This window comes from Streptomyces sp. NBC_01431 (assembly GCF_036231355.1).
Lineage (GTDB): Bacteria > Actinomycetota > Actinomycetes > Streptomycetales > Streptomycetaceae > Streptomyces.
On sequence record NZ_CP109496.1, the window covers coordinates 8,028,189 to 8,051,150 of the forward strand.

The window sequence follows — 22,962 nt, forward strand, 5'->3', positions numbered from 1 at the left end:
GTCTTCTGGTCCCGGGATGTAGTCGGTGCAGGTGCCGGGCATCGATGACAACGCCCCCTTCATCTCGACGGGGGCAGTCAGCTTCCCCACCGACCAGGCTCTTCGTTGTCGCTCCGGTGCAGGCTCAAGGGCGGTGGCTGGCCGATGTCGGTGGTGTGGAAATTTCTGAGGTCACAGGGTGTCGCCCTCGCCCGCGAGGTCCTGGCCGAGGCCGAGGGCTGCGAGCTGGTGGGCGGCGTCGCGGGTCGCAGCGTGGCGGGCGGCGCGCACGACGTACGCGTTGACGCTCAGGCCCGCTGCTTTCGCGGCGTGCTTGATGGCGGGCGCGAGTTCGTGTGGGGCGTCCGGTCCGGCGCCGCCGGCGCCTCCCGTAGGCTCCTGGCATGTCCTACGGGGTGGATGCGCGGGAACTGTACGAGGCCCTGGCGTGGTACGAGGGGGTCGAGCCGTACGAGACGATCGTCGTGCCCTGGCTTGATCGGGCCCAGGGGGGCTACCGCGCCTGGCTGGCCACGTCGGCCGAAGACGGCTCATGGTGGGCCGAGAAGGAAATGGAGCCCGACGGCCAGGAACTCGTGTGGGAGCTCTACGCCCTGCACCGGGTCAGCGACCGACTGCTGCTCACCCTTCAGCCTCCCTCCGAAAGGTCCGGCTCCCCGGACCTTCGGCCCTTGCTTTCGAAGTGCGAGTACCTCGACGTGTTCACCTCGCTCGGCATGACGCCGTTCGAGGACGGCGACGCATTCGACCCGTTTCTCCACGAGATCGTCGAGGTCGAACAGGCCGACGACCCGCACGTGCCGTTCGAGATCACCGAGGTCCTCTGGCCCGGCCTGATGCTGGGCCAGCTGCTGTTCAACCGGGCCGGCGTGCGGATCCGCGCCGGCGTCGAGCACGCGCAGCGCGGCGTTGCGGACCGCTCGCTGCTGTACTGGACCTTCCGGCGCCGCCACCGGCCAACGGTCGACCTGTCTCAGGGCTGGGGCAGCAATTCCCAGTGGCGTACCGACTTCCGCCTCGACTACCGGACCCCGGCCGGCGATCGGCTCAACGTGGCGGGGGATCGCCCGATCGACGGCAGTGCCGACCTGCACCCCGACCACCCGAAGAATCTCAGCCCCGAGGGGAGACTCCTGACGCCCGGCGACCGGCGCGAGCTGTTGCGCCACCGCTGCTTCCTGCGCACGCCCGAGGCCGCTGACGCACTGGCCGGATCGCCCGGCTGGGAGCGGGATCTGATGCCCTTCGACTGGCGGCTTCCGGACTCCGAGGCCTGAACCGGGGCGGCCGGTAGTTCGGGAACAGGGACGGCCGGACCCGCCTGCGCCGCCCGTCCAGTGGCACCGGGGAGACCTCTGCGGAACTCTCCCTCCGCAGGAGGTCGTTGAGGGGCGTTGGCCAGGTGGTCAGTGCCGTGAGGTAGAGGCCGCCCGCGCAGCCGAGGGCTTCTCCGGAGAGCCGACGGATAGTCCGTTGAGCAGGATGTTGTCCTTGTAGCTGTCGTTGCTGGCCCTCCGACTGAGTCGGTGGTGATTCCCTGCCCCGGGGTGACCGCGGCCTCGCGGTGTTCGACGGCTGCACGGTGTCCACGAGGCGGGTCGTTCCTGGAGATGACTGACGCGACGTCGTGCCACGGACCTCGGCCAGCATGATGATGATGCCGTTGGGGGACGGTCGAAGGGCGTGTGGGTCAAGGAGGTCTCGGCAGTCGCTCATGCACGTGTCATGGGAGGGGTAAGGGTTGTGCTGGCTGCTCGTTGTTCATCTTCTGGGTCTACTCGCATAGATGCTCTGGGTGGTGTCATGCCGTCAGCCGCCCGGCAGCACGGCCGGGCCGACCGACGGGACCCTCACCTATGCGCCCGATACGCCGCTTCGTCTCCGCTGCCGCCGCCCTCGCCCTGGCCACCGCTGCCCTTGCCGCCGGCACCGGCATGGCTCACGCCGCCGCCCACGCCGCTACCACCACCGCTTCCGGGGCGTGTCCCAGGCGTACCTGCCGCTGCCGGACCCGGTCTGCCAGCCTGGCGTCGACAACCTGGATGTCACCCAGGACACCATCAGCTCCACGATCTGCGTGTCCGGGTGGACCAGCACGGTGCGCCCGCCGACGTCCTACACCAACCCTGCGCCTGCCGAGAATGTCATCCATGCTGCTCACGGGCTTGCTTGGTGGTTGCGGCAGGATGATCACTCGTGTTGCTTCGCCTGGCATACCTGACTGTCACCAACGCGTTCGCCGCCCTGCGGCTGCTGCCGATGAGCGACCGGGACAAGGACGTGGAGATCCTCGCCCTGCGCCATCAAGTCACCGTCCTTGAGCGGCAGCTCGGTGCGGACAGGGTGAAGTTCGCTCCGGCGGACCGCGTTTTCCTCTCTGCGCTCCTCGCCCCGCTACCGCGCGAGGTCGTGCGGCGCCTGCGGCTGCTGGTCCGACCGGAGACTGTGCTGCGCTGGCATCGTGACCCGATGAGGCAGCGTCACGCCCGCCTCTGCCGGCCGAAGCGGCCGGGGCACCCGTGTACCGCTCGCTCGATCCGTTTTCTGATCCTTCGCCTGGTTCGGGAGAACCCGTCGTGGGGGTACAGGCGCGTGCACGGCGAACTCGCCGCTCTCGGCATCAAGGTCGCTGCCTCCACCGTCCGGGAGATCCTCAAAGCCGAAGGTATCGACCCTGCGCCCGACCGCACCGCCACCACCTGGGCCGGCTTCCTGCGCTCCCAGGCCAACGCGCTCCTGGCGTGCGACTTCATCGAGACCGTCACCCTGACCGGCCAGCGGCAGTACATCCTCGCGGTCATCGAGCACGCCACCCGCCGCGTCCGCGTCCTGGGCACCACCGCGCATCCCACCGCCCACTGGGCCGGCCAGGCCGCCCGGAACCTGGCCATGGACCTCGAAGATGCCGGAGCCACCGTCAACTACCTGATCCGCGACCGGGACGCGAAGTTCCCAGCTCTCTTCGACCAGATCCTGAGCGACGCCGGCATCCAGGTCGTGCCCTGCGGCATCCGCATACCGCGCATGAACTCCATCATGGAACGCTGGGTGCCGACATGCCGCCGCGAGCTCCTGGACCGGACCTTGATCTGGAACGAACGCCACCTGCGCCAGGCCCTGCGCGAGTTCGAGCACCACTACAACACGCACCGGCCCCACCAGGCCATGAACCAGGCGGCACCCCTACGCGCGGTGCCCGAACCGATCACCGATCCCGGCCCAATCGCCCGCCTGGACATACGCCGACACGACCGGCCCGGCGGAGCAGTCCACGAGTACCGACATGCTTCCTGACCTGGCCGGATGAGATATTCGGCAGGCGCAAAGCTGGCCCATTGCTTGAGCGGGTGCCGCTCTCCGTGCCGGGGCGGCCGCCCGGGTCTGCCGTCCCGGCGGCCCGCGGACGCCGCACCGTAGAACACCCGGTCCGAACGCACTCGGCCCAGCACCTGGACCGCCAGGCCCTCCTGGCCGGCCAGGTAGCTGATCCGGCTCAGGTCGTAGCCCGAGTCGAACACGATCACCGGAGCAGGCCGGTCAGCGAGCAGGCCCGTGTCCGCCAATTCCTCGACCACACGGGTAACTTGGCGCACCGTCACCAGGGTGGCGTCGTCGTCCGGGCCGATCCGGACTGCGTCCAGTAACGCCGTCCACGAGCTCGCAGCCCCCTCCAGACCGGCCGAGAATTCCGCCAGCGAACCCACCCGACCGGGCGCGGTCAGTACCACATCGGCCAGTTCGAACAAGGCATCCCCACGAGACTGCGGACACTGGTACAGGCCCTTCCGGAACGCCACCAGCCGCCGCCGGGCCGCGGCCTCGCCCTCGACCGCTGCGGCCAGTCCTGGCATAGTCGGACCCACGGCCACCCTCCTCTTCGAAGCCTCAACACTCCGAAGGTGACGGGTGGCCGCCCTGCTGTCACGAGCCATGACAAACCCCGACAAGAACGATCTTGATGGGGATAAAAGTAAAGTTCAGACGTCCAGTCGTTTGCGCGATCGCCACAGGTGGACCGCCGGGCGGCCATGTGTTTCACGAGCGACCACCTATGAAACACACGAGAGTTTCGCGGCCGGCCCCCGAGGCTCCGACTTCGCCGGAGTTGGCAGAACGTAGTCACTGACTACAGATTGATACTTGGGACTTCGCCGTGGCAATACGGGTTCCGGGCTTGCTTCCAGGCCTATGACCAATGCTCTAAAACAGGACGTATGCGTCCCGTATGGAGAAAATGGAATGTAGGGCACTCAGTGTGCCGAAAACCCGAGCGAGAGGAGTGCACCATGATCGCCAAGCTGCTCCGAAAGCTGTCCTTCACACGCAACTACGGTGCGTACGGGCTCCACGACTGGGCTACGTCCGCCGACAAGCTGTGACCGCACTGCCGGCGGGCGCTCCCGGGCGCCCCCCGGCTCTTGGCCATGCTGTCGGCGATATCGGCCTGGACAGGTACGAGCGTCAGGGGCGATTTCATGGGCCGAATGAATGAGCCGCCGCGGTTGCCCGAAGGCAGCTTCGCGGCCTGGAGCCGCGACCGGCTGGCACTGGCTCGCCGTGGCGCTGACGAATGCGGCGACGTCTGGCAGCTGGAGCCGGGTGCCTACGTAGTCGCTACGGCCGGCTCGTGCGAAGAGGTCCTGCACCGCGCGCAGGACTTCCCCAAGCCACCCTCGCCCCTCTTCCCACCGTTGAAGCGGGCCAACAGCGCGCCGACGCCCGAGGAGCATGCGTACGCCCGCGCCGCCCGAATGCGCGGACTACGCCCGCAGACGGTTGCAGCCCGGATCGGTGAGATCGCTCCCGGCGCCGCTCGATTTGCCGAACAGTGGCCCACAGGCCGGGACGTCGAGATTCTGCCCGTAGTCCGGCCCGCCCTGGCAGAGATCGGCGTGCGCTACCTCTTCTCCATGGACGCTCCCACTCTGCTGCCCTTCGCCTGGCAGCTCTTCATGGCCCGGGAGCTGCTCGTACGCCCCTCGCGCTGGGTATGGCCGCGCTGGGTCCCCACATCGGCACGGCGCTTCCGCACACGGCAGCAGGTCGCCTTCACCAACGCTTTGCGGCCGATCGTCCGCCGACGCCGTTCATCGGGCTGGCTGGGTGACGACGTGCTGGGACATATGCTCCGGCCCTCCTCCCGCTACGGCCTACTGCCGGAAGAGGCCATCCTCGACACTCTCCCCGGAATCACCGTCGCCACCTTCGAGACACCGTCCCGGGCAGCCGGATGGATCCTGCTCCACCTGGCCCGGTACCCCCAGGCAGCGGGCCGCGTCGCGGTCGAAGCCGCCTTGCTGCCCGCGGACCCGGCCGCGACGACCAGCATCCACCTCGACAGCCTCCAGTACACCCAGGCACTGGTACGCGAGGTCCTCCGGCTGTACCCCCCGAGCTGGCTGCTGACCCGGCGCGCCACGCGACAGACTCGGCTCGCCGGCTACACCATCGACGCCGGGTCCACCGTTCTCGTCTGCCCCTACACCGCCCACCGTGACGCGCGGGAACACTCCGAGCCGGACCGGTTCCGGCCCGAGCGCTGGCTCGATGATTCGGGCTCACCGGCGAATCCGGGGGCTTTCCTCACCTTCGGTACTGGGCCGCACGCCTGCGAGGGAGCCGCTCTGGCCATGGCCATGCTCACGCTCCTGACCGCGCAGATCGCCAGCCGCTACCACTTGAGCGAGCTGCCCGGACCGGAACCCGGCTACCAGGTCACCACCTTCGAAGGTCTCGCGACCGACGGCCTGCGCCTGCGTGCCACCGTGCGCGGCTGAGGGCGGTCCCGCTTTCGGTGACAGGACGCGCCTCCACCCGCGAGCAGCGAACGTTGATCAGGTTCGGGTGCCGTTCCACACGTGATCGTAGGACCGGCTCATGGTTCGCTCATCGTGTGTCGCTGGTCGAACTCGTTGACGAGGATGCCCATCATGACGAGGTCGTGGTGCCGGCCGGCGGAGAAGACGTGTTTCCGCAGGCGCCCCTCCTCGGTGAAGCCGAGCCGACGAAAAAGTGCCAGTGATGCCTCGTTGTCGGCCAAGACCGCCGCCAGGCATTTGTGGTAGCGCCGCTCGGCGAACATGAAGCGCAGCAGCAGCACCACGGCTTCCGCCGCATAGCCCTTGCGTCGGTGCTCGGCGCCGATCGTGACATCGAACTCGAACCAGCCCGATGGACGGCCGGTGCGATGTGAGCCGACCGTGCCGACCAGCTCTCCCGTGGCCGTCGTTTCGACGGCCAACCGGAAACGGTCGTCATCACACTCGGCAACGGCTTGCTCCTGCGCCCAGGCACGATAGCTCTCGGCGGACCGCGGCAGGTCCAGACGGGTCTGGCCCTGCCCGTAACCATCAGCGTCAGCGAAGCGCGCGAACACCGTCCAATCGTCGGGTTCGATGGCGCGCAGGCGCACCCGTTTGCCGGACCAGGACGATGCCATGCTCTAGTTGATCACGCTCAGTGCACGCGAGGTCGAGAGGCGCGCCGAGGCAGGTGTCGCCCGCAGTTGCTCGGTCTCGCCGCTGATCGTCGTCCTCGTCCGGAGCAGTGGGGTCGCGCAGCGGGCGCAAGTCCGACTGTGTCAGAGAGGGGCGTGCCGGTGCTGCCGCGCTACTGCTCTTCGGACTGAACTGAGGTAGAGCTGTCATGGGGGGGGAAGGTGGGGGCAGCTCATGACGGTACCCGTGGCGACGATTGTGAACATCGCGATCCCGTCGTCGGAGCCTGCCCACGCGATCGACGGAGTCCCAATAGCCCCGTCAAGCGCGGCTTCCCGAGTCCTGCCGAGTGGGCACGCGAAGGGCATGGGGCGGCCGCCAGTCACCGCTTTAGGAGTTCGCTGGATGTCAGGCGTTCGTCTCCCGGGCGATCGGACTTGCCGGTATCGGTGCCGCTGATACGCTGATTTGTGACGGTTTACCGGCGCACCATGTCATACGGTTTCGTCGAAACGGCAATCCAAAAGAGTGCCGTTTGCGTAACCAAAATGCAGCCGCAACCAGGGATGCGTCCCCAGTCAGGCGCCGATCGCCTCAGCCGCGATGATCATTCTTTTCATGGGGACCCACCGAGCGCGGTGCACCCTCTCGCACTTCGCAGGGGTGGGCAGCGGCCGGGTTCTCCCTCGTTGCGCGCCGGAGTGGCGCTGGCTTGAGGGTCTGCAGCTCCCACTTCCTGTGGAGGTCGGGGTGAAAGTTGTCGTTGATCTTTCCCGATGCGTGGGGCATGCGCAGTGCGCGTTCCTGGCTCCGAAGGCGTTCTGGATGCACGGTGAGGAATCGCTCATGTACGCCCCGAACCCCGACGACGCCCAGCGCGACCAGGTGCTACGCTCCGCGGCGGCCTGCCCGGTCCAGGCGATCCTGGTCGATGTCGACCAGCCGGAGGCGCGGCACGTACCGGCGGAGGCGTCGCCGTCATGACCGGTGCCGACAACCTGCGTGCGTTCAAGCGCGATGGCCGCATCGTGGTCGTCGGGGCTTCGCTGGCGGGGCTGCGGGCCGCGGAGGCTCTACGAGACGAGGGTTTCACCGGATCGTTGACCATGATCGGTGACGAGTTGGGCGAGCCCTATGACCGGCCTCCCCTGTCCAAGCAAGTACTGACCGGGTGGGTGCCGGCCGACGGCACCACTTTGCCCCGCCGTCGTGGCATCGATGCGGAGTGGCTGCTGGGCGTGCCCGCGAGCGGGCTGGACCTCGCGACGAACCACGTGCGTCTCGCCGACGGACGCGAGGTTCCCTTCGACCGCGTGCTGATCTCCACCGGGGTACGGGCCCGGCCGTGGTTCGTCGAGTCCGAGGCGGCCCTGGACGGAGTGTTCGTCGTACGTACACGCGAGCATGCCGAGAGCCTGCAGCGGGCCCTCGCCGCCGGGCCCTCCCGTGTGCTGGTCATCGGTGCGGGGTTCACCGGCTCCGAGATCGCCTCCGTCTGCCGCGAGCGGGACATCCCGGTGACCGTCGCCGAACTCGCGTCGGCCCCGCTGGTCGGGGCGCTCGGCGCCATGATCGGCGAGGTCGCGGCCGGCATGCAGCGCGCTCACGGTGTCGACCTGCGGTGCGGTGTCAAGGTCGCCTGTCTGGAGGGCGACGCGCAGGGGCGGTTTCGCCGTGCTCACTTCGGCGACGGCAGTACGGTCGACGCCGATGTGGCGGTGGTGGCACTCGGGAGCATCCGCAACACCGAGTGGCTGCGGGAGTCGGGACTGGCGGCGGGCGTATGGGGGATCACTTGCGACACGGGCTGCCGCGCCCTCGACATCAATGGCCGTGTCACCGACAACGTCTTCGCCGCGGGAGACGTGGCACGTTGCCCGAACCCCGTCTATGAATACCGACTCATCTCACTGGAGCACTGGGCCAACGCCGTGGAGCAGGCAGAGGTCGCGGCACACAACATGGTCAGTGCCCAGGCGGACTGTCGGCCCCACCTGTCCATCCCGCTGTTCTGGTCGATCCAGTTCGGCGTCAACATCAAGTCCGTCGGCGTGCCGACCTTCGCCGACGAGGTGGTCGTCACCCAGGGATCGCTGGACGACCACCGTTTCGTCACCGCATATGGCTATCGGGGCCGCGTCACGGCTGCCGTGAGCTTCAACAACGGTAAGTGGCTTGACCACTACCGACGGTTGATCGAGACGGCCGCGCCTTTCCCGCCGCCCTGCCCCACGCCGGACCAGCCGACCGACATGAAACCGGTGCCCGTCGGCACCCCCGGCCCCGCCCTGCTCGCGGAGGGTGCCACGGTGGTCCTCACCGGCCATGACCTAGGTGAGCGCCGCGTCACGGCCGTGCACCAGCGTCGGCAGGAGGAAGGCCAGACGACCACGACCGGGACACCCGGCACGCTGCAACGGATCTTCGACTACTCCGCCCGGGCCGACCCCTACCCGCTGTATGCCGAGCTGCGTAAGACGCCGGTGGCTCGGCAGGAGGACGGCAGCTACGTCATCAGCACCTATCGCGAGATCACGGACATACTGAATGACCCGCATCTGAGTTCCGACCTGCGCAATCTGTTGCGTCCGATGCCCCCAGCCGAGGAAGGGGCCACGTCGTCTTTCATCCACATGGACTCGCCCGAGCACGATCGCCTGCGGCGTATGGCGATGCGTCACTTCGGCCCCCCGCACACCCCTGGGCTGGTGACCGGACTTGAAGGCTTCCTGACCGCCACCGTCGGCAGCCTGATCGACGATTTGGCGGGCAAGGAGCGGATCGACGTCGTCGACGATTTCGCCTTCCCGTTCCCCGTAACCGTGACCTGTCACTTGCTCGGCGTGCCACGCGAGGACGAGCCGAGGTTCCACCTCTGGGTGAAAGACATCATGAACTCGATCGACTACAACCCCGAGACCGACCCGAAGGAGAAACTGGACAAGGGCGTACAGGCCCGCAAGGACTTGCGCCAGTGCCTCGGCGAGCTGGTGGAACAGCGCCACGGCCGGCCGGGAGATGGCCTGCTGTCACGGCTGGCCAACGACGACGGGCCCGACGGTCGGATGACCGACGACGAAATCGTCGCCACCGTCAGTCTGCTCCTCATCGCCGGCCATGAGACCATCGTCAACCTCATCACCAACGGCATGCTGACGCTGCTGCGCCACCCGCAGGTGCTGCAGCGACTGCGCGACGAACCGGACCTCGTCGTGCCGCTGGTCGAGGAACTGCTGCGCTACGAGCCCCCCGTGCACATCATTCCCTGGCGGGTGGCGTACAGCGACGTCACCGTCGCCGACACCGTCATCCCCCAGGGCTCGCAGATCATGCTCATGCTGGCCTCAGGCAGTCGCGATCCGAAGCGCTTCCACGATCCGGACCGTTTCGACCCGGATCGGCATGACAACCAGCACCTGGGGTTCGGCAGCGGCATCCACCTGTGTTTCGGCGGCCCGCTGGCCCGGCGGGAAACCCAGATCGCGCTGACCGAGTTGGTACGCCGGCTCAAACGCCCCAGACTGGTCGCCGACCCGCCGCCGTACCGGCCCAGCCCCGTTCTTCGGGGTCCGATCCATCTGGACATCGAGCAGGGTGACGGTTGACGCGGCAGCCGAGGGCAGTTGAAAGGTCGCGCCGCGGACGGCCCGGCCATCCGGCTCTGCATTCGACAGCAACCCGCTACCCTCCTCAGCTCACGGCGAGCGGCGCGCTCGCGGCCCGGACTCCGGTCGAGACCGGCTTCTTCCTCTTCGCCCGTCCACGCGCCACAATCTGCTCAACCACACCGCCATAGAGACACTGACTGCCACCGTCGCAGACCACGCCGCCTCCGGATTGCCCCACGGCGGCATAGCGTCAGACACCGCCCTCGGCAAGGACATGCCGGTGACGCCACACTCCCGCTGTCCCGCCTGCTCGGCGTCAGCCGCAACACGATCTACAAATACCTGCCCGAACTGAAGGACGGCCGCCTCGCGCTCACCGAGCCGAAAGCCTTGGCCGGACTCCCGCTCCCGCGCTGCCGACCAACTGGGCCCTGCATCAAGGCAGATCAGCGATATCCGTTGTTTTTGCGGCCGGTGATCCGGCTACCCCCTTGGGCCCACGCGAACGCCAGCCGGCCCCCTACGTAGCCAGTGCACCTCGTTGAGAGGCTGTTGTCTTTCCGGGCTTGAGGACTGCGTTTCCGCTGGTCGGGCATAGGGTCGGCGATCCCGTGGGAGTTGTGGCCTGGTGTGCTGTCGCTGCCCGGGAGGTCGTGGATGCCGTCGGTGGTTGGGCTGTTGGAACAGCGTGAGCTGGGTGCTCGCCGTCGTGTTGAAGAGTTGCGGGGGGAAGCCGACCGCGTCCAGGCCGAGTTGGCCGTGGCCGAGCGGGAATGGAAGGAGTGGGCCATCGCCTGCTCGCGGGTCGGCGAAGTGCTGGCCCCGGGCGGACGAGAGCGGGCAGGACCCCGCCCGGGCCGGGGGGACCGTGCCGGGCGCTGAGGAGCAGTCCGGAAAGACGTCGCGGGCGCCGGAGGTGGCGAAGACGAAGTCGCAGGTTCCGGTGTGGTGTGAGGGGCTGGCCTGGTCGGTGCTGTCGGTGGACTACCAGCGGATCCTGGGGGCGCTCGCGGACCGGGCCCGGCTCCATCAAGGGCCGCTGACCTGCCAGGAGATGACCGCGGCGTTCGGCATGGATGTGGTGCCGGCGCGGGTGGAGGCGCTGCGGTCGAAGGCGAAGCGCCTGGTCGCGCGGGGCTGGCTGGCCGAGCGGCAGCCGGGCCGGTTCACGCTCGCGCAGGGTGTGGCCGGGCAAGGCGGCGTGTCATGAGCAGGGGCATCGACCAGTAGACCATCGCTTCGGCGCTGGTGGTGCGCCGCTCGAAGTCGCGCACCAGACGGCGGCTTCGCATCAGGTGGGCGAAGAGACGCTCGACGATCCACCGCTTGGGCAGCACCACGAAGCCGCGCATGTCGTCGCTGCGTTTCACGATCGCCAGGACCAGCCCGAGCCTGGCCAGGCAGTTCTCGACGAGGCTGCCGGTGTAGCCGCCGTCGGCCCAGACCAGTTCGAGGCGGTGGTGCACGCCGGCGACCTGCCCGAGCAGCACCTGGGCGGCGATACGGTCTCCGGTGTCCGCGGCGGTGACCATCACCCCCAGCAGCAGGCCGAACGTGTCGACCACGACATGCCGCTTGCGCCCGTTGACCAGCTTGCCGCCGTCGAAGCCCCGGCTGTCCGCGCCGACCACGGCGTCCGCTTTGACGGACTGCGAGTCGATCACCGCGGCCGTCGGCTCCGCATCCCGCCCCAGCTCCTCGCGGACCCTCACGCGCAACCGGTCGTGGAACTCCTTGACCAGCAAGTTGTCGCCAGCGGCGGAAGAATGCGCAGATGCGGTCCCACGGCGGGAAGTCGGCAGGCATCGCCCGCCACTTGATCCCGTTGTCCACGAGATACCGGATCGCATCGAGTGCAGCCCGGTGGCAGTACCCCTCCGGCCGGCCGCCGCGACCACGCATCCAGCCAGGCAACGGCAGCAACGGCCGGACGGCCGCCCACTCCGTGTCCGTCATGTCCGTCGGATAACGAGGCTTCCGTCCCGTTGTCGGCGGCGTTTCCGAACCGGTGAGCCAGACAGTCACACTCCCAGGTGACCGCACTGGACTACCCGGCCGTCGGCACGGAAGACTGCTGCATCAGGGCCTCCTGCTGCTCGGTGATTCGACACCAACGAGCTGTTCAGGAGGCCCTGTCCGTATGCCCCGGGCGCCCCACGACCACCCGATCGGTACTCCCGTTCGACGCACATCTCTCAAGATCGAAAAGACAACAACTACTAATCGGGCACCCGTGGCTGCGCTTCAGTTGGCGAGCTTGGCCAAGTACGGCGCTCAGCACGTGTCCGGGTGTCGCCAACATCTCTGTGACGTCAAAAACTGCGAGCCATTCGGTGACCATCCAGGCAGGATGCTCTCTGTGAATCATGTCCTGTGCGGGCTGGCTGCCAATGCCGCCGTGCCGTCCGAGCTGGTCGACCGGCTGATCGAGGTCGCGGACGCTGACATCGCCGCGGACCTCGCTCGTCGCGAGGATCTCAGCCATGCGCAGGCGGTTGCCCTGGCATCGCGCGTTGAGGAGAGCGCCGCATGGCTTGCGTCCGAGGGCCAGCTGACCACTGCCGACATCGATCCCGCAGCACAACCACACGCCGCCCTCGCGTTGCTCTGCGAGCATGTTGACAGCCCGGACTGGGCGCGACTCTTCGCGACGGACCCAGTCTTCGAGCACCGGGAGAAGCTGGCTGCCTGTTCCGGTCTCCCATCCGATGTGGTGGAGACGCTTGCCGCTGACGCGGACGTACGGGTCGTCGCGGAGCTCGCATTGTGGACTACATCTGAGGTTGCCGGCAGGCTCGCGGGGCATCCGCATGCCGAGGTCCGCCGCGCAGCGGCGGCCAACGGGGCGACGCCCCCACCCATCCTGGCGGCGCTGCTCACCAGCGTGGGCCTGCCCCCGGCGCAGCAGTGCCTGGTCTGTGACCGCGAAGAGACGCCGTTCGTACACGATCCGCAATGCCCGCGAAACGAATGCGATCTGCTGCCGGGTGACTCCTGCGACGGCGCCCACCAGTCCACCGTGCAAGAGACGCAGCGGATGGCACTGCAGAACCCGGCCACGCCCACCGACGCCGTCATCCACTTCGTCAATCACCCCTCACCGCTGCTTCGCTGGGCACTCGCCGCTCGCCCCGACCTGCCGTCGGAGGTATACGGACAGCTCGCCATGGACTCCCACCCTGGTGTCCGAGCCGACCTCGCCGAGAATCCCGCGATCGAGGACGCCCTGATCCGAACGCTGGCCGGCGACCGTGGCCACGACGTGCAGCGCAGGCTCGCCCACAATCCGCGCGTCCCGCTCGACGTACTCATCCGCCTGGCGGGCACCACCAAGATCGGCGCAACCCTGCTGGCACGAATCGCCGCCGCCTCTTGCGCCGAGGTTGAGGAACTCGCCCAGTCACCAGAGCCGGCTGCGCGGATGCTCGTGGCTCAACGACGAGATCTGCCGACCAGAATCCGCGACGCGCTGGCCACCGACCCCGACGCGAAAGTGGTCAAGTCCGTTGCTTCGCACCCAGGCCTTTCCGAAGCGCAGTTGCGCGCCATGGTCGACAGGCACGGAGTCCGTGTCATCGCCAAGGTGGCGACCAACCCGGACGCGACTCCGGCGCTGCTGGAGGACCTGACCCGGCACGAACCCCCGGTACAGAAAGCGTTCCGCGAGATCGCCCGGCACCGCAACGCGACGGGCCCGGCGCTGCACAACTGCTTGGCAGACAGGCAGGCACGGCCACTAGCCGCCAGCCATCCGGCCCTTCCACCGCAAGTCATCATGGAGCTGCTCACGGATCCCGACTGGCAGGTAGTGGAAGCCGCAGCGGCCAACCCGTCGCTACCGCTCGCCACGATGTCGGCTCTGGTGCACCAGCTGTAATCGCTCTGCTCGCCAGGCTGACGATCACATCAGATCGGGCGCTCCGGGTGAGTGGTGTCGCCGTCTCTTCGCTGTGGCAGTACCCGGACCACGCCGGACCCTTCGGACAGTTTCTGTCGAAGCACCCGGTTCTCTGTTACCGACTGGTGCAGGGCGCTGACCAGTGCCTCGACATCGGCCTTAAGCCGGGCGATCTCTTCGGCGTCCGCAGCCCGAAGCTCCTTGAGCCGCCGGACCTGCTGGCGCAGCCGTCGTTCACTGTCCGGCATCTGCCCGCGGGCACGGACCTGGTCGTAGAAGTCGTTCTTCAGGTCGGGGTGGCGCTGGGTGAGCGCGTTGCGGGGGACCTGAGCCTCGGCCGCGAGTGCGACGATCGGCAGCGCGCCGTTGGAGTGCTCAGGCTCGCCGAGCATCCCGTACAGGGTGTCCCACAGCCGGACGCCGCCGACAAGGAATGACACTCAGTGAGGGGTCGTCAGCTGCGCAGGACGGTGGCGCGGCCACGTGCGGCGACCGGTAGGGCAATCTTGATGCAGTGCAGGGGAGTGACCTGACGGTTCTGAAGCATTTCCACGGCGGGTGGCCGCACCGATCCGGCAAACTCCCAGTTCAGCCCGCCCTTCCCGAAAAGAGCTGCCCCTGGGACGGTCGGCCCGAGGTGTCCCCGTCGATCTCCGGCTCCAGCAGGCGCCGACATGCGCAGGCGTGGGGCGGCAGTTGGCCGTGCCGACGGCAGTGATCACCCTGTCAATATGGCGCTCCTACGCTGGTTGGCGTGGAAACGTGCCTTCTTCTGGCGGTTGCCGCAGGTGTTCATGTCGCACCACCGGCGGGTGCGGCTTCGACTGGTATCGAAGAAGGCGGCTCGGCACGTCGGTGAGGCGCACAGGGCCAGCCGTCCGTCCCGTTCACCTGCGATGATGCCGATCGCGTCGGCGGCGATCACGCCCAGGGCATCCTCCAGGCCGGAGGCTGGACCGAGCCGCCAGCGGCGCTCGCCCTCGGGTGTCAGGATCGCCGTAGCCCGGCCCTGCCTGCTGCGGTCATTGAGGATTCGGACAGCGAATGCGGGCAGGGTGCCCTGGAGCGCGGCCGCGGTCGCGGCCGCGTGGATCGACTCCCTCAATTCCCGGGCGAGGTCGAGCTGGTCAGGAGTGCAGGAGTCCACGTCGAAGCCGTACACCGCCAGCCAGTCGACGAGTCGTCGCGGCGTGGGGATGCGCTCCACGGCGTCGCCATGACGCTCGGACAAGGTCCCCGTGAAGCTGGTCGCCAGCACGGATCCGAGGCGGAAGTCAGGGAACTCAGCACGCATAGAACCACCGTAGCCGGTTGCGTACGGGCGAGAGCTCGCGCTAGAACCGTCATAGCCGGTTCGCGATGGAGTGCGGCCGGTATCGCGATGGCCAGGAGGTCCCATGTCTCGCCCGACCGGCGACGTGTACGCATTCACAGCCCGCGCCACCGACGCCGAACTCGACGATCTGCGCGCACGCCTGTCCGCGGCGCGGCTGCCGGAGACCGAGACGGTCCACCGCGCCACGCCCGACCCGCGCCGGTGGAACCAGGGCGTACCGCTCTCCGACCTCGTCGATGTCGTCCACTACTGGCGCACCGGGTACGACTGGCGGTGGTTCGAGGACCGCCTGAACACCATCGGCCAGTACCGCACAACCATCGACGGCCTGGGGATCCACTTCCTTCACCGCCGATCAGCGCGCACGGATGCCACACCGCTGCTCCTGACCCACGGCTGGCCGGGCAGCATCGCCGAATTCATCGACGTAGTAGATGAATTGGCGGATCCGAAGGATGTCGACGCGCCAGCGTTCCACATCGTGGCCCCGTCGCTGCCGGGCTTCGGTTACAGCGACAAACCGGCCACCACCGGGTGGGGGACCGGAAAGATCGCGACCGCATGGGTGGAACTCATGCGGAGGCTGGGCTACGAAAGGTTCGCAGCCCACGGCGGCGATTGGGGAGGCGTGATCACCACCGTCCTCGGCGGCAGGTTCCCCTCGCACGTCCTCGGCATCCACACCACGCTCGCGCAGGCACCATCCGGCCTGACCACCGAAGGCCTGACGCCGACCGAACGCCAATGGGCCGAGGAAACCCGCGACTTCTGGCACCACCGCGCGGCGTACGCGAAACAGCAGGCGACCCGACCGCAGACCATCGGCTACTCGCTCGTCGACTCACCGGTCGGACTCCTCGCCTGGATCCTCGACAAGTTCGCCGAATGGACGGACACCGACGACAGCCCGTTCGAGAGGATCTCCATCGACCGAATCCTCGACGACGTCACCCTGTACTGGCTGACACGGACCGGCGCGTCGGCGGCCCGCATTTACTACGAGAGCCACGGCGGCGTCAACGCCCTCGACCCCGACCTCCGCGTCGATGTCCCGTCAGCCATCACCACGTACCCCCGCGACATCGAGAAGTGCCCACGCCCCTGGGCACAGCAGCGGTACCAGCAGATCGTCCGCTGGAAGACGGCCGAAGCCGGCGGCCATTTCCCGTCGCTGGAAGTTCCCGAATACTTCGTCAAGGACCTGCAAGAAGGCATCACGGCAGTGCTGACCGCCGACGGGCGGTGAACATGGAAGCGAGCCCCTGAACCAGGGCGCTGGGAAATTTTCCGAGGCCGCACTGCCCGACCGATCGCCGAGCGAACCATCCAGCCGGGCCTCAAACCGCAGTTCACGCAGGCAGTGCCGTCTCCGGAAAGGATCCGCACCCTTCCGGGAAGGCACCCCGCCCGCGGTCAGCGTCGGCGATCGCCCGGCGCGAGCAGGCTGGTGACTTCGGCGATCGCCTCCGGGGAGGGGTGGAGTACTTCCGTACGTTCTCTGCCTTCTTGTGCCGGGACTTCGCCATCAGCATCAGCAGGCTCGCCCCTCCCCCACCGAGGTGGGTCAAACCGGAGTGCCGCCACTCATGCAGATCCCAGCCCGTGCCCGGCTCACCGCCGAGGGCCGTGCGCTCGTCCAGTAGCATCCGGGCCTGCCCGTAGGAGAGCCGGGCGAGCCCAGTGTCCGGGCAGATGTCGCGCGGGCTGACGACCTTGCCGGGACCTGGCTTGCGGTGGGTGACGAACACCGGCCCGCGCGAACGGCCCTTGAGCAGGCGGGGCAGCAGCCGGGCGGTGCCCGCGTCCCAGTAGACCGTCTCCAGAACGAAGTCCTCGCGGACGGCGCCGCGGTGACGGGTACGGGGACGGGGACGGGCACCCTTGGCCTTCACTGGGGCGCGGCGCCCAGCGAGGTCGAGCTCCTCGATGTTGACGCCCAGGATCTCCTCGGCGCGGGCGACGGTCTTGTAGAGCATCCGCCACAGGGTCTTCTCCCGCAGGTGCACCTCACGCCGCGCGATCAGCCGGTCGATCGCCAACTTCGAGCGGGCCGGGGTCTCGGAGTCCGGCGGGGTGAGCCGCTTCGTCCAGGCCGGGACCGCTGGGCCGTCGTACCCGCGCTCACCGCATCAGCCCAGCCACGAGAGCACCGCTGCACGCCGGGCATTCCAAGTGTTCACCGCGGAGCTGCCCCACAGCAGCTCCAGGGCCTCGCCGATCTCGTCGTCCGCGACGGACGCCAGCGGCCGGCCTTCGCCGAGCCGCTCGGCGGTCTCACCCACCCCGATCCCGTAGCTGCGGACCGTGTTCGGGTTGCTGAGCGAGTCGAGGAACACATCGGCCGCCGCACGGACAGTCAGCATCTTCCCGGCGGGCAGCTGCACCACGGTGGCCACCGCTTCCCCCTTGCCGCAGATAACAGGGCCGCCTCGCGTCGCGGCCCGGAGCCGTCGCCGCAGGTAGCGTTCAACGGTGCCCCAGAAATAGGGCGTGATATGCGGGATGCCTTCAGACCGGCCCCGTGACCGACGCCCCGTCAGCCGCCCACCAGGGCCGACGAAGGCTTAGCGCACGATCTGACACGGATGTTCCAAGCGCCGCCAATCCGCCTTGACAGCCCAAGTGATTAGCCGCCATATTATTTGCATGACGAGGGACGGCATCGATGGCGAGGCGCCCACGCTGGACCAGGCCAGGCGGCAGGTCGAGCACTACGGACTGGAGGTCGACCCGCAGGCGGTGCTGGTCGCGGTGAGGCTGATCTCGGCGGGCGCGAGGGTCGGCCGGGCGGCCGAGGCGCACTTTGCCAGGTTCGGCCTGTCGACGGGGCGCTACCGCCTGCTCGCCGACCTCGAAGACCACGGCGGGGAGAAATCCCCCTCGCGGCTTGCGGTCGACCTCGATGTCTCCAGGGCCACGGTCACGGGCCTACTGGACGGCCTTGAGCGCGAGGGCCTGATCGCCCGCCGCCCGTCCACGGAGGACGGTCGGGGCGCGGTGGCCGTCCTGACCGCGCGCGGGGCGCAGCGCCTGCGCGACATGGCGGCCGAGCATTTCGGGCGGCTTGAGGCGATGGTGGGCGGGCTTTCCGTCGAGGAGCGTGCGGTGTTCCTGGATCTGCTCGCCCGCGTCGTGCGCGGCAGTAAGGCTCTGGATGCCGACTGACCCGGCCCTCAGCTGGTTTGGCCCCGCCCTCCGGGTAGGGCCCCTTTTTTCGAGGCAATAGTTAGCCGCCTAATTATATTGTCGAAGCAGGCTTGCCGCCCCCCGCTGCGACCCTTCGCTTCCCTCACGCGAACGAGAAAGAGGCCAGCATGCCCGCAACGAAGGACAGAACCAGCCGAAACCGGGCAGCCCCCCGGCCATCCCGGCCGTTCACCCTGTGGCGCGAGGTACTGACCGCCTACGCCGCCCCCGCGCTGATGGCCGGTACCGCCGGAGTCGTCACCAGGCAGCAGGATCTGGCCGTGGCTGCCTGCACCTCCATCGCCGGTCCCTCCGCCGTGGTGGCCTTCCTGGTCGGCACCTGGCTGTGGCACGGCGGGCAGCCCCGACGGTGGACCACCACCGCGCCGCGCGTCGCCCTGACCGCCGCACTCGTCATCACCGCCGCCGGCGCGGCGGCCCTGCTGGGATGGGTCGCCGCCCAATGGCTACCCGCCCACACCCCAGTCCCCGCCACCTTGTGGCTGGAGCGCCTGCGCATCGACCTGCCCGTCTCCGCAGCCCTCGCCACCACCATCGTCACCCTGCGCTGGCGCAGCACCATCACGGCATCCCCGACATAGCCAACTCCGGCACCGGGCCCACCCGCCCCATGCACCCAAGCCCGGCCGAGCCCACCCCGGCAGCCCCCCGCCGGGAAGTCACCAAGGAATGAGCACACGATGATCGTTGTCATGGGAGCGACCGGAGCAACCGGGAACGCCCTGCTCCACAGCCTCCTCACACTCGGCGCCCCCGTCCGCGCACTGACCCGCACCCCGCACAGGCCGATCCCCGGCCTAACCGGCGCACACCAACCGCCCGTCGAGGTTCAGTACGCCGACGCCACCGACCCCCACTCCCTGCGCACCGCCTTCAAGGACGCCAGCCAGCTCTTCCTCGCCATGGCCAACAGCCCCGCACAGGTCGAACTCGAAACCCGCGTCATCGACATCGCCGCCCACACCGGCATCGGACACATCGTCAAGATCTCCGCACCCGCCGCCGAACCCGACTCCCCGGTCGTCATCTCCCGCGGACACCACACCATCGAGGAACACCTACGCGCCAGCGGCCTCACCCACACCATCCTGCGCCCCTACGCGTTCACGCAGAACCTCCTGCGCCTGGCCCCCACCGTCGCCCAGGGCATCATCCTCGGCACGACGGGCGACGCGCCCTGCAACTACATCGACTGCCGCGACATCGGCGACGTCGCCGCCGCCGCCCTCACCAGGCCCGACATCGCCGGCGCCACCTACACCCTGACCGGACCCGAAGCCGTCTCCTACCCCACTCTCGCCTCACGACTGACCACCCTGACCGGCAATCAGATCCGCTACGTCAACCTCACCCCGGACGAACTGCGCGACAACCTCATCCACAACGCCCACATGCCCACCTGGCTCGCCGACCACGTGACGGAGATCCAACAACTCGCCATTACCCGACCCGAAACCCCCACCACCACCGTCATCGACATCCTCGGCCGCCCGCCCCGCACCCTCGACGCCTTCCTGCACGAACACCACGCCCACTTCCGCCGATAAGACGCCGCCTCAAGCCCGGTCACGAAACTGCGAACCGTCCCGCCGCACAAGGCAGATGATCATTCACCGGCTCGGCGGTGTGCGAAGCGGGTGAATCTCCGCCCGGCTGGGCACCCGTGGAGCCGATACGCCGCTGGGGATCACACACGGTCACCGGCCGGTTGGGTTCCGCGGGAACCGGTGACAGTTGAATACGAGAGCCCATCAGTATGAGCTTCCCCCGCTGCGCGAGAGGTGCTGATCAGCAGGTCGGGACGGGGTGATGGATGTTCAGATTCGCTTGTTCGGCCGTCGCCTGCTCGGTGTAGTGCTTCTCCTCGAACTCGATCGGGCTGAGGAAGCCGAGCCGTTCCTGGATGCGACGGGAGTTATAGAAACCGTCGATGTACTCGAAGAGCGCGAGGTTCGCCTCGGCCCTCGTGGCGAAGGTGCGGCCGCGCAGGCCCTCGGTCTTGATCAGCATCCACAGATTTTCCGCGAGGGCGTTATCGTACGAATCTCCCACGGATCCCATGGACGCCTCAATTCCCGCCCGCACCAGCCGGGTTGTGAGCTTGATGGACGTGTACTGACAGCCGTGATCGGCGTGATGGATGAGCGTGCCGGGCTCGACCTCGCGGGAGGCGAGGGCGTACTCGAGGGTGGTCAGCACCAGGTCCGCGTCGGCGCGGGCGGAGGTCTCCCAGGCGACCACCCGCCGGGAGAAGGCGTCGCGGATCGCCGAGAGCCACAGCGGTCCCTCGCCGGTCGGGATCATCGTCAGGTCGGTGACCCACAGCCGGTTCGGCGCGGGCGCGGTGAAGTTCCTGTTGACCAGGTCCGGAGCAAGGGTGGCCCTGGGGTCCCGGCGCGTGAAGCCCTTCCTGCGCGGGCTCACACCCGCCAGGCCGTCTTCGCGCATCAGCCGCTCGACCCGCTTGCGGCCGACGCGGGTACCTTCGCGCTTGAGGACGGCGTGCAGCCTCGGCGAACCGTAGATCCCACCGGCGTCGGCGTGAACCTTGCGGATCTGCTCGGTCAGCTCGACGTCGCGGCGCCGCCGTTCGCACGGCTCACGCTCGGCCCGGCGCCAGCGGTAGTAGGTGGAGGAGGGGATGTGGAGCTCCCGGAGTACGCACTCGATCCCCAAGCGGGGGTGCTCATCAACGAGCGCCGTCACCTGGGCCGGGTCGGGTCGAGCTGCGCCGCGAAAAACGCCGAGGCTGTCCGCAGGACATCGTTGGAGCGCTTGAGCTGGGCGTTCTCTTTGCGCAGAGCCACGAGCTCGGCCCGCTCGTCAGTGGTCAGCCGGTCATCACGCTCGCCGGCATCCGCCTCGGCCTGCCGGATCCAGCCGCGCAGGGCCTCGGGATGCACCCCGAGATCGACGGCCAGCCGCTTGATCTGCGGCCTCGGGTCGGAGGTGCGGTACATCCGCACCGCACGCTCGCGCAACTCCAGCGGATATTTTCTCGGGGCAGCCATGGTCGATGTTCCTCTCATGAGTCCCATCTGACCCTCTGTCAACTCACTCCGCATCTCGGGGGAAGCTCAGTATCAGCCCCCGGCAAGGCCGTGCTGACCGTACGGGAGTTGCAGGGCTGGCTGGCGTTGGCGGTGGCCTGCTATCACGGTCAGGTCCACGAGACGCTGGGCCGCCCTCCGGCCGGGGTCTGGTCGGAGAAGGCCGCCGCGTCGGGGCCGCTGGTGACGGTGACCAACGAGACCACCTTCCTGGTGGACTTCCTGCCGGTGATCCGCAGGACCTTGTCGCGGTCGGGGTTCGTGATCGACCACGTGCAGTACTACAGCGACGCGCTCAAACCGTGGATCGCCCGCCGCGAGCGGTGGGGCCGGTTCGTGCTGCGGCGCGATCCGCGTGACATCAGCCGTATCTGGGTCCTGGACCCGGACGGCACCGCGTATGTGGAGATCCCCTATCGGGCTCTGTCACGACCGCCGATCAGCGCATGGGAGCAGAAGGCCGCCGCCCGGCGGCTGCGCGAGCTGGGCCGTGCGGAGGTCGACGAGAACGCCCTGTTCGCCATGGTGGCGCAGATGCGGGAAATCACCGACACCGCCGCGACCACCACCCGCAAGGCCCGCCGTGACCAGCGACGAGGACGATCACGAATTTTGGGGGTCCGTGCAGGACGCCACCGGGCTGTTCGTACCTCAAGAAGACGGCCTTCGCCAGGTTGAACTGCTGGGGTGCTCGCCGCAGGGAAGGTTCCTGACCAGCCTCGATTATCTGGGGAGCCGGCGAGCGACGGTAGGCGGGGCTCATCTGGCGTTCCTCGATGCTGAAGGCATCGAAGTGGGTTCCTACTTCGTCAGCGGTGTGACCGCGACGGCCGCGAGGCCGTCCGTGCACGGTGACGGCTTGCTCGATGTCGACGTGCGTCTGTGGTGCGATGAACTACTCCCTGGGGCGGCGGAAGTCTGGGACCTGCTCCGAACAGGGAATCTCGACCGCGAGGGCCTGTGGGAGAACGTCGACGCGATCGGCCGCAAGGCCTGGTTGTCCGTCGCGCTGTGGTCCCGTGACTACCAGCGTCGCCGGAACCCCGAAGATGCCGCACCAGGACAGGTGTTCACCCTGGATGGTCGACAGGTCGTGGACGTCGACAGCTTCTACTGCGCGCTGGGAGAGGCCATCAACGGCCCCGGCGGGTACTTCGGGTGGAACCTCGCTGCCGTGGGCGACTGCCTCAGAGGAGGCTTCGGCGCCCAGCCCCCGTTCATCCTGGAATGGCTGCACTCGGACGCCGTGAGATCAGACCTGACCGACCATCCTGCACCGGGCAGTGACACCGCGGCCGACCTCCAGGTTCTCTTTGAAATCTTCGCCGACCACGACATCACCGTCCTTATGCGGTGAACAGCAGAACGAGACTTGAGCGAAGATCGGCAATCGCCTGTCAAGCGGCCTGCAGCGGACGCTGCGGGC

The 22,962-nt window shown here is 68.2% G+C and carries 18 protein-coding genes and 5 pseudogenes; 14 read left to right on the forward strand and 9 right to left on the reverse strand.

Features of this window, described 5'->3' with window-relative positions:
- Positions 1-383: 383 nt before the first annotated feature.
- Both OG522_RS36565 and OG522_RS36570 read left to right on the forward strand, forming a co-directional pair.
- The gene (locus OG522_RS36565) at positions 384-1,277 is read left to right on the forward strand and encodes a hypothetical protein (RefSeq protein WP_329467314.1); all 894 of its coding nucleotides are present in this window, start codon (positions 384-386) and stop codon (positions 1,275-1,277) included.
- Positions 1,278-2,196: 919 nt separating this feature from the next.
- Entirely contained in the window at positions 2,197-3,294 is a 1,098-nt protein-coding gene (locus OG522_RS36570) for an integrase core domain-containing protein (protein ID WP_329467315.1), read from the forward strand.
- Positions 3,295-3,326: 32 nt separating this feature from the next.
- Here OG522_RS36570 and OG522_RS41380 read toward each other — a convergent pair.
- Positions 3,327-3,932 (reverse strand): annotated as a pseudogene (locus OG522_RS41380) (transposase); the annotation flags it as partial.
- Between the two features lie 552 nt (positions 3,933-4,484).
- Between OG522_RS41380 and OG522_RS36575 the strand changes: the two are divergent.
- A complete protein-coding gene (locus OG522_RS36575) occupies positions 4,485-5,777 on the forward strand; it encodes a cytochrome P450 (protein ID WP_329467316.1) in 1,293 nt (430 codons plus the stop codon).
- Positions 5,778-5,875: 98 nt separating this feature from the next.
- On the opposite strand, the gene OG522_RS36580 is transcribed toward OG522_RS36575, so the two are convergent.
- Positions 5,876-6,439 carry a GNAT family N-acetyltransferase gene (locus OG522_RS36580; protein ID WP_329467317.1) on the reverse strand — a complete coding sequence of 188 codons (564 nt, stop codon included), beginning with the start codon at positions 6,437-6,439 and terminating at the stop codon, positions 5,876-5,878.
- A gap of 616 nt (positions 6,440-7,055) precedes the next feature.
- On the opposite strand from OG522_RS36580, the gene OG522_RS41385 reads away from it, so the two are divergent.
- From OG522_RS41385 to OG522_RS36600, 4 genes and pseudogenes are all read left to right on the forward strand, one after another.
- A complete protein-coding gene (locus tag OG522_RS41385; RefSeq protein WP_443074802.1) occupies positions 7,056-7,421 on the forward strand; it encodes a ferredoxin in 366 nt (121 codons plus the stop codon).
- A pseudogene (locus OG522_RS36590) lies at positions 7,418-8,788 on the forward strand (NAD(P)/FAD-dependent oxidoreductase); the annotation flags it as partial. The gene OG522_RS41385 and the pseudogene OG522_RS36590, both read left to right, overlap by 4 nt.
- Before the next feature lie 132 nt (positions 8,789-8,920).
- Positions 8,921-10,042, forward strand: a complete 1,122-nt coding sequence (locus tag OG522_RS36595; RefSeq protein WP_443074862.1) for a cytochrome P450 — start codon at positions 8,921-8,923, stop codon at positions 10,040-10,042.
- Between the two features lie 660 nt (positions 10,043-10,702).
- Positions 10,703-11,255: pseudogene (locus tag OG522_RS36600) on the forward strand (hypothetical protein).
- On the opposite strand, the gene OG522_RS36605 reads toward OG522_RS36600, so the two are convergent.
- The gene (locus OG522_RS36605) at positions 11,212-11,757 is read right to left on the reverse strand and encodes a transposase (protein ID WP_329467871.1); all 546 of its coding nucleotides are present in this window, start codon (positions 11,755-11,757) and stop codon (positions 11,212-11,214) included. The pseudogene OG522_RS36600 and the gene OG522_RS36605 overlap by 44 nt on opposite strands.
- Before the next feature lie 94 nt (positions 11,758-11,851).
- Positions 11,852-12,001 (reverse strand): annotated as a pseudogene (locus tag OG522_RS36610) (transposase); the annotation flags it as partial.
- A gap of 403 nt (positions 12,002-12,404) precedes the next feature.
- On the opposite strand from OG522_RS36610, the gene OG522_RS36615 reads away from it, so the two are divergent.
- Positions 12,405-13,922, forward strand: coding sequence for a hypothetical protein (locus OG522_RS36615; RefSeq protein WP_329467319.1), 1,518 nt, complete (start codon positions 12,405-12,407; stop codon positions 13,920-13,922).
- A gap of 29 nt (positions 13,923-13,951) precedes the next feature.
- Here the strand turns inward: OG522_RS36615 and OG522_RS36620 are convergent, their stop codons facing one another.
- Together OG522_RS36620 and OG522_RS36625 are read right to left on the reverse strand one after the other, a co-directional pair.
- Complete coding sequence (locus OG522_RS36620; RefSeq protein ID WP_329467320.1) at positions 13,952-14,383, reverse strand: hypothetical protein; 432 nt, start codon at positions 14,381-14,383, stop codon at positions 13,952-13,954.
- Positions 14,384-14,661: 278 nt separating this feature from the next.
- Positions 14,662-15,237 carry a CGNR zinc finger domain-containing protein gene (locus tag OG522_RS36625; protein ID WP_329467321.1) on the reverse strand — a complete coding sequence of 192 codons (576 nt, stop codon included), beginning with the start codon at positions 15,235-15,237 and terminating at the stop codon, positions 14,662-14,664.
- Between the two features lie 103 nt (positions 15,238-15,340).
- Here OG522_RS36625 and OG522_RS36630 point away from each other — a divergent pair, with 103 nt between their 5' ends.
- Positions 15,341-16,525, forward strand: a complete 1,185-nt coding sequence (locus OG522_RS36630) for an epoxide hydrolase family protein (RefSeq protein WP_329467322.1) — start codon at positions 15,341-15,343, stop codon at positions 16,523-16,525.
- A gap of 167 nt (positions 16,526-16,692) precedes the next feature.
- Here OG522_RS36630 and OG522_RS36635 read toward each other — a convergent pair.
- A pseudogene (locus tag OG522_RS36635) lies at positions 16,693-17,675 on the reverse strand (site-specific integrase).
- Positions 17,676-17,925: 250 nt separating this feature from the next.
- Between OG522_RS36635 and OG522_RS36640 the strand changes: the two are divergent.
- From OG522_RS36640 to OG522_RS36650, 3 genes are all read left to right on the forward strand, one after another.
- Complete coding sequence (locus tag OG522_RS36640) at positions 17,926-18,444, forward strand: MarR family winged helix-turn-helix transcriptional regulator (RefSeq protein ID WP_329467323.1); 519 nt, start codon at positions 17,926-17,928, stop codon at positions 18,442-18,444.
- A 149-nt stretch (positions 18,445-18,593) separates the two neighbouring features.
- Positions 18,594-19,067, forward strand: a complete 474-nt coding sequence (locus OG522_RS36645) for a hypothetical protein (protein WP_329467324.1) — start codon at positions 18,594-18,596, stop codon at positions 19,065-19,067.
- Positions 19,068-19,166: 99 nt separating this feature from the next.
- Entirely contained in the window at positions 19,167-20,033 is an 867-nt protein-coding gene (locus tag OG522_RS36650) for an NmrA family NAD(P)-binding protein (protein WP_329467325.1), read from the forward strand.
- 241 nt (positions 20,034-20,274) lie between these two features.
- On the opposite strand, the gene OG522_RS36655 is transcribed toward OG522_RS36650, so the two are convergent.
- Together OG522_RS36655 and OG522_RS36660 are read right to left on the reverse strand one after the other, a co-directional pair.
- Positions 20,275-21,192 (reverse strand): IS3 family transposase, encoded by a 918-nt coding sequence (locus tag OG522_RS36655; protein WP_329467326.1) that lies wholly within the window; start codon positions 21,190-21,192, stop codon positions 20,275-20,277.
- Positions 21,189-21,497 (reverse strand): transposase, encoded by a 309-nt coding sequence (locus tag OG522_RS36660; RefSeq protein ID WP_329467327.1) that lies wholly within the window; start codon positions 21,495-21,497, stop codon positions 21,189-21,191. Before OG522_RS36660 ends, OG522_RS36655 begins: the two co-directional genes overlap by 4 nt.
- A 90-nt stretch (positions 21,498-21,587) precedes the next feature.
- Between OG522_RS36660 and OG522_RS36665 the strand changes: the two genes are divergently transcribed.
- Together OG522_RS36665 and OG522_RS36670 are read left to right on the forward strand one after the other, a co-directional pair.
- On the forward strand, positions 21,588-22,214 hold the full coding sequence (locus tag OG522_RS36665; protein ID WP_329467328.1) for a Mu transposase C-terminal domain-containing protein: 627 nt from the start codon (positions 21,588-21,590) through the stop codon (positions 22,212-22,214).
- Positions 22,159-22,893 carry a barstar family protein gene (locus OG522_RS36670; protein ID WP_329467329.1) on the forward strand — a complete coding sequence of 245 codons (735 nt, stop codon included), beginning with the start codon at positions 22,159-22,161 and terminating at the stop codon, positions 22,891-22,893. Before OG522_RS36665 ends, OG522_RS36670 begins: the two co-directional genes overlap by 56 nt.
- Positions 22,894-22,962 lie beyond the last annotated feature (69 nt).

Excerpts from the sequence above, each read along its gene's own strand:
- OG522_RS36625 (WP_329467321.1), bottom strand. The coding sequence starts at position 15,237 with ATGCGTGCTGAGTTCCCTGACTTCCGCCTCGGATCCGTGCTGGCGACC.
- OG522_RS36640 (WP_329467323.1), top strand. The coding sequence starts at position 17,926 with ATGACGAGGGACGGCATCGATGGCGAGGCGCCCACGCTGGACCAGGCC.
- OG522_RS36660 (WP_329467327.1), bottom strand. The coding sequence starts at position 21,497 with ATGGCTGCCCCGAGAAAATATCCGCTGGAGTTGCGCGAGCGTGCGGTG.
- OG522_RS36650 (WP_329467325.1), top strand. The coding sequence starts at position 19,167 with ATGATCGTTGTCATGGGAGCGACCGGAGCAACCGGGAACGCCCTGCTC.
- OG522_RS36645 (WP_329467324.1), top strand. The coding sequence starts at position 18,594 with ATGCCCGCAACGAAGGACAGAACCAGCCGAAACCGGGCAGCCCCCCGG.
- OG522_RS36565 (WP_329467314.1), top strand. The coding sequence starts at position 384 with ATGTCCTACGGGGTGGATGCGCGGGAACTGTACGAGGCCCTGGCGTGG.
- OG522_RS36630 (WP_329467322.1), top strand. The coding sequence starts at position 15,341 with ATGTCTCGCCCGACCGGCGACGTGTACGCATTCACAGCCCGCGCCACC.
- OG522_RS36580 (WP_329467317.1), bottom strand. The coding sequence starts at position 6,439 with ATGGCATCGTCCTGGTCCGGCAAACGGGTGCGCCTGCGCGCCATCGAA.
- OG522_RS41385 (WP_443074802.1), top strand. The coding sequence starts at position 7,056 with ATGGGGACCCACCGAGCGCGGTGCACCCTCTCGCACTTCGCAGGGGTG.
- OG522_RS36575 (WP_329467316.1), top strand. The coding sequence starts at position 4,485 with ATGAATGAGCCGCCGCGGTTGCCCGAAGGCAGCTTCGCGGCCTGGAGC.